This window comes from Pseudomonas alcaligenes (assembly GCF_014490745.1).
In the GTDB taxonomy this organism is placed as follows: Bacteria; Pseudomonadota; Gammaproteobacteria; order Pseudomonadales; family Pseudomonadaceae; genus Aquipseudomonas; species Aquipseudomonas alcaligenes_C.
Genome location: NZ_LZEU01000001.1, coordinates 3600243 through 3612384 on the forward strand (window position 1 = coordinate 3600243; position 12142 = coordinate 3612384).

12 protein-coding genes are annotated in these 12142 nt (G+C 68.1%); 5 read left to right on the forward strand and 7 right to left on the reverse strand.

What is annotated here, in order from left to right:
• The first annotated feature begins 16 nt into the window (after nt 1-16).
• From A9179_RS16455 to A9179_RS16465, 3 genes are all read left to right on the forward strand, one after another.
• Entirely contained in the window at nt 17-241 is a 225-nt protein-coding gene (locus A9179_RS16455; RefSeq protein ID WP_187807292.1) for a DUF3820 family protein, read from the forward strand.
• Between the two features lie 98 nt (nt 242-339).
• Nucleotides 340-1110, forward strand: coding sequence for an SDR family oxidoreductase (locus tag A9179_RS16460; RefSeq protein ID WP_187807293.1), 771 nt, complete (start codon nt 340-342; stop codon nt 1108-1110).
• Nucleotides 1111-1212: 102 nt separating this feature from the next.
• Entirely contained in the window at nt 1213-2064 is an 852-nt protein-coding gene (locus A9179_RS16465; protein ID WP_187807294.1) for a hypothetical protein, read from the forward strand.
• On the opposite strand, the gene A9179_RS16470 is transcribed toward A9179_RS16465, so the two are convergent.
• Together A9179_RS16470 and A9179_RS16475 are read right to left on the reverse strand one after the other, a co-directional pair.
• Nucleotides 2022-2561: a hypothetical protein gene (locus A9179_RS16470; protein ID WP_187807295.1), complete on the reverse strand. Its 540-nt coding sequence runs from the start codon at nt 2559-2561 to the stop codon at nt 2022-2024. The two genes, A9179_RS16465 and A9179_RS16470, sit on opposite strands and share 43 nt — an antisense overlap.
• A 68-nt stretch (nt 2562-2629) precedes the next feature.
• Complete coding sequence (locus tag A9179_RS16475; protein WP_187807296.1) at nt 2630-3382, reverse strand: polysaccharide lyase family 7 protein; 753 nt, start codon at nt 3380-3382, stop codon at nt 2630-2632.
• A gap of 271 nt (nt 3383-3653) precedes the next feature.
• Between A9179_RS16475 and A9179_RS16480 the strand changes: the two genes are divergently transcribed.
• Both A9179_RS16480 and A9179_RS16485 read left to right on the forward strand, forming a co-directional pair.
• Nucleotides 3654-4199, forward strand: coding sequence for a heme NO-binding domain-containing protein (locus A9179_RS16480; protein WP_187807297.1), 546 nt, complete (start codon nt 3654-3656; stop codon nt 4197-4199).
• A complete protein-coding gene (locus A9179_RS16485; protein ID WP_187807298.1) occupies nt 4196-6382 on the forward strand; it encodes a putative bifunctional diguanylate cyclase/phosphodiesterase in 2187 nt (728 codons plus the stop codon). Before A9179_RS16480 ends, A9179_RS16485 begins: the two co-directional genes overlap by 4 nt.
• Nucleotides 6383-6390: 8 nt before the next feature.
• Here A9179_RS16485 and A9179_RS16490 read toward each other — a convergent pair whose 3' ends face one another.
• From A9179_RS16490 to A9179_RS16510, 5 genes are all read right to left on the reverse strand, one after another.
• Nucleotides 6391-7704, reverse strand: coding sequence for an NAD(P)/FAD-dependent oxidoreductase (locus A9179_RS16490; protein ID WP_187807299.1), 1314 nt, complete (start codon nt 7702-7704; stop codon nt 6391-6393).
• A 56-nt stretch (nt 7705-7760) separates the two neighbouring features.
• Nucleotides 7761-9122, reverse strand: coding sequence for a glutamine synthetase family protein (locus A9179_RS16495; protein ID WP_187807300.1), 1362 nt, complete (start codon nt 9120-9122; stop codon nt 7761-7763).
• 111 nt (nt 9123-9233) lie between these two features.
• Complete coding sequence (locus A9179_RS16500) at nt 9234-9425, reverse strand: hypothetical protein (protein WP_187808667.1); 192 nt, start codon at nt 9423-9425, stop codon at nt 9234-9236.
• Nucleotides 9426-9495: 70 nt separating this feature from the next.
• Nucleotides 9496-10476 (reverse strand): hypothetical protein, encoded by a 981-nt coding sequence (locus A9179_RS16505; protein ID WP_262410609.1) that lies wholly within the window; start codon nt 10474-10476, stop codon nt 9496-9498.
• 177 nt (nt 10477-10653) lie between these two features.
• Complete coding sequence (locus A9179_RS16510) at nt 10654-12084, reverse strand: MFS transporter (RefSeq protein WP_262410610.1); 1431 nt, start codon at nt 12082-12084, stop codon at nt 10654-10656.
• Nucleotides 12085-12142 lie beyond the last annotated feature (58 nt).

The window sequence follows — 12142 nt, forward strand, 5'->3', positions numbered from 1 at the left end:
CGCTGCCGGCTCGACCATGAACCCCGAAGACCTCCTCCTGCTGGTGACCCGTACCATGCCGTTCGGCAAGTACAAGGATCGCCTGCTCGCCGACCTGCCCGGCCACTACCTCAACTGGTTCGCCCGCGAGGGTTTCCCCAAGGGCGAGATCGGCCGCCTGCTGGCCCTGATGCAGGAGATCGACCACAACGGCCTCAAGCCGCTGCTCGACCCGCTGCGCCAGCGCCAGCCGCGCCAATGACACGGCATTCCCCTGGGCAATAACGCCCGCTCGCGCTTCATCCGGCTCCTGCGGGCGATTAGGGTTAAGGCCTTCCCAACCTGCCCGAGGACTCCTTCATGCACTCCTACTTCAGCCTGCAGGGCCGCACCGCCCTGGTTACCGGCGGCACCCGCGGCATCGGCCGGATGATCGCCCAGGGCTTCCTCGAAGCCGGCGCGCGGGTGTTCATCTGTGCCCGTGACGGCGCCGCCTGCATCCAGACCGCCGAGGAACTGTCGGTGTATGGCGAGTGCATCGGCCTGGCCGCCGACCTGTCCAGCGAGGAAGGCGCCAAGGCCCTGGCCGCCGAACTGGGCAGCCGTCTGCAGCAGCTGGATATCCTGGTCAACAACGCCGGCACCACCTGGGGCGCACCGCTGGAAAGCTACCCGGTGAAAGGCTGGGAAAAGGTCATGCAGCTCAACGTCACCTCGGTATTCAGCTGCATCCAGCAACTGCTGCCGCTACTGCGCAAGGCCGGCAACGCGCAGAGCCCGGCGCGGGTGATCAACATCGGCTCGGTGGCCGGCATCAGCTCGTTCGGCGAACAGGCCTACGCCTACGGCCCGAGCAAGGCGGCGCTGCACCAGCTGTCGCGCCTGCTGGCCCGCGAGCTGGTCGGCGAGCACATCAACGTCAACGTGATCGCCCCCGGGCGCTTCCCGAGCAAGATGACCAAGCACATCGCCCAGGACGAAGCGGCCATGGCCGAGGACGTCGCGCATATCCCCATGCAGCGCTGGGGCCGCGAGGAAGAAATGGCCGCACTGGCGATCAGCCTGGCCAGTGCCGCAGGCGCCTACATGACCGGCAACATCATCCCCATCGACGGTGGCTTCAGCCTGTAACGTCCACGCGCCAGGCCCTGCTGCCACGCGACAACTGACCGCAGCCGGCGTCTGGCCGGCCGCGCTACAGTGAGGGCATCAGGGCTACTCAGGACGAGACGCATGGACAGTGAAAGGGCAAGCCTGGCCACAGGCTATGCACGGATCCGCCAGGAAGCGACGGTACTGGCGGGCAAGCTCGGCGACCTTGGCCAGCGCGCCTCGGTCTACCACCACCTGTACGAAGACTCCGGCGGGCGCAACGTCTTCCCGCTGATCGCCGCCCACGGCGCCTTGTGGGGCGCCGGCTACTTCGCCCTGGGGATGAAGGTCGGCGCCCTGCTCTCCGCCCAGTACCTGCTGCAACCGGCCCTGCGCCGGGAGAAAATGCGCCAGCTGCACGCCTTCGCCGACGCCTTCCGCGACATCAACCGGCGCGTGTGCATCGAGGCCTACTGCGCCTATCACCTCAGCAAGCAATTCGGCCATCTGGCGGAGATCGACCAGTACGTGCCGCCGCGCCTGCTGGCCGCGCTGAACGCCTGCCACCAGACCCAGGCCGAGCAGCGGACACTGCCCGCCGAACAACGCCGGGCGCTGTTCGAGGCGTTCTTTCTGTGGGAGCAGGAAGCCATAGTCGGGCCGGCCGTGGAGCAGGCCATCGCAGCCCTCGACTGGCCGCTGATCCGCCATGTGGCGCTGCGCCCGCGCATCGAGTTCGCCTACTTCAGCAGCAGCCGCAACATGAAGTTCAAGGACTTCGCCAGCACCGCCGAGCGCATCGACAAAGGCCTGCGCGCCTATGAGCTGGCCGAGCAGAGCGGGCTGCTGCAGGTGGAGGCGGCGCTGAGCCGCTACGGGGTATTGCCGGCGGCCTTCTTCAACGGCACGGCGGGCTACTTCGCCGAGCTCAAGGCCCGCCTGGCCGGCACTCAGTCGGCCGCCTGCTCCAGCTCGGCCTTGAGCGCCTCGTAGGCTGGCGCGGCGTAGATGCCGACGTCCACCGCCAGCTGCAGTACCCGCGGCAGGTCGCTGGTGTAGACGAGCACGCACTGCAGCTCGTCATCCAGCGGCTCGCTGATATCCACCAGCACGTAGCCGCCCTTCTCCTTGTACAGCGCCGAGAGCTGCACCTGGATGCGGTTGAGCGCCTTGAGCGGCTCGACCTTGGCCAGCTGCTTGGGCTTGATGTTGAAGGTCACGCTGGGGCCGAAGGAGTCGATGATCTGCGCCAGCAGGCTCTCGTAGTCGTCGGCCTGGAACAGCACGGTGTCCGGCAGGCTGCCGATCACCACCCACTCGCCCAGCGGAATGGGGAAATCGTCGTCGTAGTTGATGTCCGGGTTGGCCGCCAGGAAGGCCTGCGAGTCGGCGTAGGCCTGGGCCGCCTCGTCGGCGATACGGGCAATCTCCTCGTCGGTCATGCAGCCGGAGCTGATCAGGGTGATGAGTTCGAGGAGCTGGGCGTTCATGGGGCAATCCTGGACGGGCGAAACGGGCGCATAGGATAGCCTGCGCGGCGCGGCGCCGGGAGCCCGGCCTACTCGCCGTGCTCCACCTGCAGCTCGGTGAACTGCACCTCGCCGACTTCCGCCGCCCCGCCCTCGGCATCCTGCACATAGGCACCGGCCTTGAAGTACAACGGCACCGCGCGCCAGGCCGGATCGGCCTGGAAGAAATCGTGCTGGAAGCGCTCGCCATTGGCCTCGACGCTGAGCACGCCGTCGCGCACTTCGATGCTGTAGGAGAACAGGTCGTTGTTGACCCGGGTGGTGAACAGGTGGATCAGGTCTTCCTCGCTGCCCTCGGGATGGCGCTTGATCAGGGCCTTGAGCCGGCCCTTGTCCCACTGCAGCTTGATCAGCGGGCGGGCGTCGTAGCCGTGGATCTGGCCGATGATGATCTTCTCGCTGCTGGGCGAGCGGAGCACCCGGCAGGCGGCCATCAGCCGGTGATAACCCTGGCCGAACCAGTTCTGCCCGTCGCGGCTGGGGTCGAGCAGCTCGCGCAGCTCGGAGCGCGGATAGTCGGAGTTTTCCGTGGTGCCGCCGCGCACCGGGGCAACGAAGACCATGGCGCCGTTGTCGGCCAGGTAGAAATAGCGCGAGGCGTAGCCGGCCTTGAGTGCATCCGGGCGCACCTCGCTGGCCTGCTCGTCCGGCAGGGTCAGCTTCCAGTGCGACAGGTCGTAATTGGCTGCCGGCGCCATGTAGTGGCGCTCGTCCTGCTGCTCGCTGCGGCAGCCGGCCAGCACCAGCAGCAGGCTAGCCAGGCAGAGTATTGATCGATGCATCGGCTCGCTCCCTGATCGCTCGCGTTATCTATACAGGCTCTCTGCAGGCAGCACGACCGCTGCCGGCGGTCACGTGACGGACGGTCTGCCGGGAGAGCCGAGGCCTGCGCACAGCCGCCCCAAGCGCCGCTCTCGGCCCGGCCGGGCCCGCCCGAAACGCCACGCCTGTGATCGTGCCGCCCCTGCTCGGCGCACTATCCCGGTGCACTGGCCGAGCCTGCTGCCGTCATCTATATCCTCTACTAGCTGCGGTACCAAGGGAGATTAAAAGATGCTCGGCATGGTGTTTACCGAGTTCGTGGAGATGGTCGAGCAGCGCTTTTCGCCCGAGCTGGCGGATCAGATGCTGACGGAGACCCACCTGGCCAATGACGGCGCCTACACCGCAATTGGCTACTACCCCCATGAAGAAATGCAGGCCCTGGTAGCGACGCTGGCCAGGCTGACCGGCAGCAGCGTGCCGGTGCTGGTACAGGCTTATGGCGAACACCTGTTCCAGCGTTTCGTCGAGCTCTATCCGCAGATGCTCGGCCACTGCAGCGACAGCTTCAGCCTCCTGGCCAGCGTCGACGGCCATATCCACCAAGAGGTGCACAAGCTCTACCCACAGGCACAGTTGCCAAGCTTTGAAACCGTCGAGCACACGGCGCAGCGCCTGGTACTGGTATACCGCTCCAGCCGGGGCCTGGCCGACCTGGCCGAAGGCCTGATCCGCGGCTGCATCCGCCACTACGGCGATAACCTGCGCATACGTCGCGAGGACTTTCCCGCCAGCGCCGGCATCAGCAGCACGCACTTCGAGATCATCCGGCCTTGAGTGAAGAACTCTGGCAACGCCGCCTGGATCGCGAACGGCAGGCGCGCAAGACCGCCGAACAGCTGCTCACGGAGAAATCCCGCGAGCTCTACCAGAGCACGGTCGAGCTCAAGCAGGCCCTGGCCGCCTCGGAAGACCAGCGGCGCCTGCAGCTGGCACTGTGGGGCAGCGGCGAACTGATCTGGGAATGGCAGGCCCAGGACAACCTGATGCGTCTGCACACCTTTTCCAGCGAGCCGGGCGATACCCTGTGCGAAACCCTGCCCTGGGATGACTGGCTGCAGCGCCTGCACCCGGACGACCAGAGCGCCGCCCTGCACGACTGGCACGAAAACCTGTGCGGGCGACGCGACTACTACGACCTGGAATTTCGCGTGCGCAACAGCCCCGACACCGCCTGGCACTGGCTGCGCACCCAGGGCCGTGCGGTGGAGCGCGACGCGCACGGCATGGCGCAGCGTATCACCGGCACCTGCAAGGACATCACCCGCCAACGCGAAGCCGAAGAGCACCTGCGCCTGCTGGCCGCCGCCTTTGCCAACAACCGCGACGCCAATGCGGTACTGGCCAGCGACAAGCGCGTGCTGCAGGCCAATGCCGCCTTTCATGAGCTCATCGGCATCACCCCTGCGCAGTTGCAAGGACTGCAGCTGGACAAGCTGCTGCTGGATGCCGACGACTGCTGCCCCTGGTCGGCGCTGTGCAGCACCGACCACTGGCAGGGCGAACTGATCTGCCTGCGGCAGAACGGCCAGCGCATTCCGGTCGAGCTGAGCAGCACCCTGGTGCGCGCCCGCGACCAGCAGGACGATCATCTGGTGCTGTCGCTGCGCGACATCAGCGAGCGCCGCCGCGCGGCGGATCACCTGCAGCACCTGGCCCGCCTCGATGTGCTGACCCAGCTGCCCAACCGCCTGCAGTTCCAGGAACGCCTGCAGCGCACCCTGCAGGGCTTGCAGGCCGGCCGCTGCCTGGCCCTGCTGTTTGTCGACCTGGACGATTTCAAGCAGGTCAACGACGCCTTTGGCCACGATATCGGCGATGCGCTGCTGCAGCAGGTCGCCATCCGCCTGCAGAGAACCCTGCGCCAGCGTGACCTGGTGGCGCGCTGGGGCGGCGACGAGTTCGTCGTGCTCCTGGAGCTGCACAAGCAGCAGGAAGTGATACGGGTCGCCAACAAGCTGATCAACGCGCTCAACGAGCCTATGGAGCTGGCGGGCCACATCCTCACGGCCACGCCCAGCATCGGCATCGCCCTGGCGCCCGAGCACGGCAACGAAGCCGGCGAGCTGCTGCGCCACGCCGACGCGGCCATGTACGTGGCCAAGCGCGAGGGGCGCAACCAGTACGCGCTGTACCGCCCCGAGCTGAATGAGCAACTGCTGCATAGGGTCAAGCTGGCCAACCTGTTGCGCCGCGCCCTGGAGCAGCAAGAGCTGAGCCTGGCGCTGCAACCGAAGATCCGCCTGAGCGACCAGCGCATCATCGGCGCCGAAGCCTTGCTGCGCTGGGACACCGCCGAGTTCGGCCGGGTCGCGCCGACAACCTTCATTCCCCTGGCCGAAGAGCTGGGCCTGATCGTGCCGATCGGCCACTGGCTGGTGCGCGAAGCGGCAGCCCTGCTCGACGACTGGCAGCGGCGTGGCTGGCCGCTGAGCCTGGCGATCAATCTGTCGGCGCGGCAACTGTATGACCCGCAGCTGCTGCCCGTGCTCAACGCCAGCATCGGCCAGACCACGGCCAGCGCCGAGGCACTGGAGCTGGAGGTGACCGAGTCCATCCTGCTGGAAGATGCCGCCTCCGCCCGCCAACGCCTGCAGGCCCTGCATGACGCCGGCTTTCGCATTGCCCTGGACGACTTCGGCACCGGCTACTCGTCCTTGAGCTACCTGAAGGATCTGCCACTGGATCGGGTGAAGATCGACCGCAGCTTCATTTCCGACCTGGAGCAGTCGCCGCGCGGCCAGGCGCTGCTGTCGTCGATCGCGGATCTGTGCCGCGCGCTGTCGCTGCAGACCACCGCGGAAGGGGTGGAAACCGCGGCGCAGCTGCGGCTGGTGCAGGCCGAAGGCATCGATGAGGTACAGGGCTACTTCTACTACCCGCCCCTGACCATCGATGCCTTCAACCGCCTGCTGGACACCGAGACCGGCTCAAGCCGGCTCGGCACGCAGGATGCCTGAGCGGCCCCTCAGCGCAGCTTTTCCATCATCTGGTAGTACCACATGCCGGCAGCCAGCATCGGGTTGCCGAACACGTCGCCCATCGGCACCTTGATGTGCTTGCAAGCGGCGAAGGTGTCGTAGTGGCCGAGGGTGCCGGTCAGGGCGTTGGCCATGATCTCGCCCATGATGTGGGTGGTGGCGATGCCATGGCCGGAGTAGCCCTGGCAGTACCAGACGTTCTGCGACAGCTTGCCCAGCTGCGGGATGCGGTTCATCACGATGCCCATGGCGCAGCTCCACTGGAACTCGATCTCCACGCCCTTGAGCTGCGGGAAGGTGCGCTCGATGCACGGGCGCAGCTCACCGGCGATATCCCGCGAGTCGCGGCCCGAGTAGTTGGCGCCACCGCCGAACAGCAGGCGGCCGTCGTTGGTCATGCGGTAGTAGTCGAGCACGAAGCGGCAGTCGTACACGGCCAGGGTCTGCGGGTTGAGCTCCTTGGCCAGGTCGCCCAGCGGCGCGGTGGTGACGATGCCACCCATGGCCGGGAAGATCATGCCCTTGAGCTGCTTGCGCGCCAGCTTGTGGTAGACGTCGCCGGCCAGCAGCACCTGCTTGGCGTCGATGCGGCCCTGGGCGGTGATCACCGCCGGGTTGGCGCCCTGGACGATGTCCAGCACCTCGGAGTGTTCGAAGATCAGCGCGCCCAGGCTGGCCGCGGCCTTGGCCTCGCCGATGCACAGGTTGAGCGGGTGCAGGTGCATGTTGCGGGTGTTCTTGATCGCACCCATGTAGATGTCGCTGGCCAGGTGCGCGCGCACGCCATCGGCGTCGAGCAGGCTGATGTCGTCACCCATGCCGCGCTCCAGCGCCTCGGCGTAGGAGCTGCGCAGTTCATCCATGTGCGAGGGCTTCATCGCCGCGTGCAGGTGGCCGTGGCGCAGGTCGCACTGGATGCCGTACTTCTGCACGCGGTTCTTGATGATCTCGTGGCCGCGCCAGCGCAGGTGCCAGATGAAGTCGTCGACTTCCTCGCCGATGGTGTTGCGCATCTGCTTGCGCATGGCCGCATCGCCCGACAGGCTGCCGGTGACCTGGCCGCCGTTGCGCCCGGTGGCACCCCAGCCGATCTTGTTGGTCTCGACTATGGCCACCTTGAGGCCGCGCTCGGCCAGTTCCACTGCAGTGGCGACGCCGGTGAAGCCGCCGCCGATGATGGCGACATCGACACTGACCTGGCCCTGCAGGGTCGGGTAGTTGGTTTCCTCGTTCAGCGTGGCGCTGTAGTAGGACTTGGTGCGCTCGGCGGCGGCGATCACGGGTTGGGTTGCTGCGTTCATTGCTGCTTTCCTCTGTGGCCGCCGGCATCAGGCACGGCGGCTGTTCTTGTTCTGTATCAGGCGTTGGTCAGGTACCAGCGCCAGTCCTGTTCGCCCACTTCGCCCATGAACTGGCGGTACTCGGCGCGTTTCACTGCCAGGTACACGCGCAGGAACTCCGCGCCGAAGGCATCGCGAGCCCAGGCGGAGTGCTCCAGGGCGTGCAACGAGGCCGACCATTCGGTGGGCAGGAACTGCTTGGCCTGGGCATAGCCGTTGCCCTGCACCGGCGCGCCCGGGTCGAGACGCTCGCGCAGGCCACGGTGGATGCCGGCGAGAATCGCCGCAGCGGCCAAGTAGGGGTTGGCGTCGGCGCCGCAGATGCGGTGCTCGACATGCCGGGTATGCGCCGGGCCGCCCGGTACGCGCAGGCTCACGGTGCGGTTGTCGACGCCCCAGGTCGGCGCCAGCGGCGCGTAGCTGTGGGCCTGGAAGCGCCGGTAGGAATTGGCGTTGGGGCAGAACAGCAGCAGCGAGTCGAGCAGGCTGGCGAGCATGCCGCCGACCGCCTGGCGCAGCAGTGCACTGCCCTCCTTGGCCTCGCTGGCGAACAGGTTGTTGCCCTGCTCGTCCGCCAGGCTCACATGCATATGCATGCCGGTGCCGGCCAGATGGTCGAACGGCTTGGCCATGAAGCAGGCCTGCATCCCGTGCTTGTGCGCCACCCCCTTGACCAGGCGCTTGTAGCGCACCGCCTGATCCATGGCGAGCAGCGCATCGCCATGCTCCAGGGTGATCTCCACCTGGCCCGGCGCATATTCGGAAATCGCCGTGCGCGCCGGAATGCCCTGGGCCTTGCAGGCGGCATAGAGGTCGGCGAGGAACGGCTCGATCTGCTCCAGCTCGCGCAGGCCATACACCTGGGTGCTGCGCGGGCGGCCACCGTCGGCATCCAGAGCCGGTTGCGGGCGGCCCTGGGCGTCGCGTTGCTGGTCGAGCAGGTAGAACTCCAGCTCGCAGGCCATCACCGGCTGGTAGCCGTCGGCCTTGAGCGCGTCGATCACCCGTACCAGCAGGTGGCGCGGATCGGCCACGGTGGCCGGCAGGCCCTCGCTGGGGTGCATGGAAACCTGCACGGCGGCAGTGGGAATCTGCCGCCAGGGCAGACGCTGCAGGCTGCCGGGCAGCGGGTAGGCGCGGCAGTCGATGTCGCCCACCTCCCAGACCAGGCCGGAATCCTCGACATCCTCGCCGTGCAGGGTCAGGCCGAGCAGGGTGCTGGGCAGCGGCCGGCCGCTCTGGTACACGGCCAGCAGCTCCTCGCGGTGCAGCAGCTTGCCGCGTGGCACGCCGTTGCCATCGAGGACGAACAGCTCGAACAGCTCGATGTCAGGGTTGGCGGCCAGGAAATCCTCGGCCTCTTGGACAGAAGCAAACATTGCGATGGTTCTCGCTTGCGCCGCAGCGCACAGTGCCCGCGGCTCCGAGGGTCGGTGCTGGCGGCGGACAGACAGTCTTCGATGAGCGGGCTGGCAAAACAGCCCACGGGTTCAGTACGAAGCCTGTGCTTGATCCGGCGGACGCGCATGGCGGCAGTGCCACAGCGCCCAGAAGGCGAGAATCTCGGGAAGCAGCGGGTTGTCCCGATCGGCGCCGAGCCGGGCCTCGGCCTTGAACAGGCGGGCAATGGGGGCAGGACGGCAATGGCGGCTCGGGGCAATCATGGTCAGGGAGACTCGCACGGCGGCTAGCGCCAGTTAAATCGTATTTTTTGCACACTCAGTTTCATAACCACTAAACAATCGACTGTTCCTAGCGTGGCGGGCTGTAGCGGAACGGCGTTCCCAGTCCGCCTTCGATCTGCCCAGAAAGCTGCTGCACACCGGCCAGCACGCCGCGTTCGGGACTGTGCAGCAGCGCCTGCCACTCCTGCTCGAAGGCGTTGTTGAGGCTGTGGCGCAGCTGCGCCTCGCTGTCCGGGCGGTCGTTCTCGCGGGCGATGGCGGTGAACAGTGCCACCCCCAGCGACAGGGTGGTGCCGGCCACCCGGCCGATCGCCGCCGCCACGGCGCTGGCCGCGCCGCTGGTGGCCATCTCGCCCACCAGGCGCTCACTGGCACGCTGCGCCACCTGGGAAATGCCGGGATCGGCCGACCAGTCGCGCAGGCCGCCGGGCGCCGAGCGAATCCGCTCGACCAGGGCGACATAGGCCGGCTGGCGCTCCAGCGGGTCGGCCTGCAGCAGATCGTAGACGGAAGCGCCGGGGCTCTGGACGATGGCCGGCAGGGCCTGCAGGCGCTGGTCGAACTGTTCCGCCGGCACCCCGTGACGCACGGCAATGGCCGGCAGGCGCAGGCCGAGCTGCTCGATGTACAACCGTGTGCTGCGCGCCATGATCTGCTGCGGGTCATCCTCCTCGGCAACCGGCTCCAGCACCCGCTCCTGGTACTGCTCCTGGAGGTACAGCGCCAGGCGGCCGACCGTCTCGTCCTCCCCGTCGCTGTTGAGCTTGTACCAGGACACCTTGACCCCCAGCCACTGCTGGGTCCAGTAGCTGGAGAACCAGGGAATGAATTCGTCGTCGGTCTGCCGGTAGACCCGTTCCATCCATTGGCGCATGGCCAGCAGGGCGTGCTCGCGGGCCTGCGCCGCGGCGTCCTGCGAGGCGCGGGCAATGTCACGGTCGACCTGGCGCCAGGTACTCGCCGGCACCACCACCGGCGGCGTGCTGGCGCAGCCGGCCAGCGCCGCCACACAGGCGACGAGCAGTACCCGCAGATAACCTCGCGTCATGCGCATCACGACGCTGACCGCCTCGCGGCTCTGTCGAACCGCCTGTTGCCTGCCGGCCGGCGGCCATCGCCGCCCTGCCCGCCCCCGCCCACCGGGACGCCCGCCACGCCCGAACCTGGTTCCCCGAGTATAAGGCTGGCCATTGCCCACGGCGGGCGGCCAGCCATACGGCAGGGCCTAGCCGGCGCTGTCGAGCGCCAGATTCCGGCGCGCCAGCATGCGCCCCAGCGGCAGCAGCGCGAGGGCAACGCCGACCAGCAGCGCGGCGACCGCGAAGGTACGCTGCAGGCCGCCGGCCACCTCCGCCGCCGCATGGCCACCGGCCGCCGGCATGGCGGTGGCGGCGAACACCGCGCCCAGCACGGCGGCGCCGGTGATCAGCCCGAGGTTGCGCGCCAGATTGAGCAAGGCGGCCAGCACACCGCGCTGCTGTGCCTGCCCGCGGGCCATCACCGCGGTGTTGTTGGCCGCCTGGAACAGCGCGTAGCCGGCGGTCACCAGCAGCAGCGGCGCCAGATAGCCCGGCACCCCGTAACCGCTTGGCAGCAGCGCCAGCAGCCCGCAACCGGCGAGCATCGCGCTCAGGCCACCGGCCAGCACGGCAGTCGGGCCCAGGCGATCGACCAGACGCCCGCCCGGCGCCCCGACCAGCGCTGCCAGCAGCGGCCCCGCCGACATCACTAGGCCGACCCGCGACGCATCCAGTGCCAGCACCGTAGCCAGGTAGAACGGCCCCACCACCAGGCTCGCCATCATGACCGTGGCGACCAGCCCGCTCATCAGCAGGCCGCAGCTCAGCTGCGCATCACCCAGGCTGGCCAGGTGGATCAGTGGCGCGGCCAGGCGGCTCTCGAGGCGCACAAACAGCATGAGAACAGTGCCGGCAACACCCAACAGCAGCAGGTTGAGCCCGCCGAAGTGCCCCCGGCCGAGGGTCATCGCCAGGGCATAGGCGGCCAGACTCAGCGCCAGCAGCAACAGGCCGAGCAGGTCGAAGGACTGCCGGCTCGCCGCCACCGACTGCGCGCGGGGCAGATAGCGCCAGGCCAGCCAGGCGGCCAGCAGGCCCAGCGGCAGGTTGACCAGGAAGATTGCCGGCCAGCCGCTGACGGCCAGCAGGCCGCCACCCAGCGACGGGCCCAGCGCCGTGCCGAGCGCCGACAGGGTGCCGAGCAGGCCCATCGCGCTGCCGGCCCTTTGCGCCGGCACCAGCTCGGCGACGAAGCTCATGCTCAGCGCCAGCATGCTCGCTGCGCCCAGCCCCTGCGCCGCGCGCGCCAGCAGCAGCACCCAGAACGACGCTGCCAGGCTGCACAGCAGCGAGGCGGCGCTGAACAGCAGGATGCCACCCAGCAGCACGCGGCGCCGGCCGAACAGATCGCCCAGGCGCCCGGCGCCGACCACCAGGCAGGTGCTGCTCAGCAGGTAGGCGAGCACCACCCACTGCACGGCCTGGAAGGACACGCCGAAGGCTCGCGCCAGAGTCGGCAGGGCCACGTTGGCACTGCTGATGCCCAACGAGGACAGCAGCATGACCAGGGCCAGGCCAAGCAGCGCCCAGCGGGTCTGGTTGGACATTACGGGAGTGGAGGGATTGTCGAGGTTCATGGCAGGGCAACTCCGGCTGGCGATCAGCAGCAGCCTATGCCGGCACCAGACAAGGCGG

Coding starts and splice junctions, on each gene's coding strand:
- A9179_RS16490 (WP_187807299.1), bottom strand. CDS start 7,704: ATGAACGCAGCAACCCAACCCGTGATCGCCGCCGCCGAGCGCACCAAG.
- A9179_RS16460 (WP_187807293.1), top strand. CDS start 340: ATGCACTCCTACTTCAGCCTGCAGGGCCGCACCGCCCTGGTTACCGGC.
- A9179_RS16470 (WP_187807295.1), bottom strand. CDS start 2,561: ATGAACGCCCAGCTCCTCGAACTCATCACCCTGATCAGCTCCGGCTGC.
- A9179_RS16465 (WP_187807294.1), top strand. CDS start 1,213: ATGGACAGTGAAAGGGCAAGCCTGGCCACAGGCTATGCACGGATCCGC.
- A9179_RS16505 (WP_262410609.1), bottom strand. CDS start 10,476: ATGACGCGAGGTTATCTGCGGGTACTGCTCGTCGCCTGTGTGGCGGCG.
- A9179_RS16480 (WP_187807297.1), top strand. CDS start 3,654: ATGCTCGGCATGGTGTTTACCGAGTTCGTGGAGATGGTCGAGCAGCGC.
- A9179_RS16495 (WP_187807300.1), bottom strand. CDS start 9,122: ATGTTTGCTTCTGTCCAAGAGGCCGAGGATTTCCTGGCCGCCAACCCT.
- A9179_RS16510 (WP_262410610.1), bottom strand. CDS start 12,084: ATGAACCTCGACAATCCCTCCACTCCCGTAATGTCCAACCAGACCCGC.
- A9179_RS16455 (WP_187807292.1), top strand. CDS start 17: ATGAACCCCGAAGACCTCCTCCTGCTGGTGACCCGTACCATGCCGTTC.
- A9179_RS16475 (WP_187807296.1), bottom strand. CDS start 3,382: ATGCATCGATCAATACTCTGCCTGGCTAGCCTGCTGCTGGTGCTGGCC.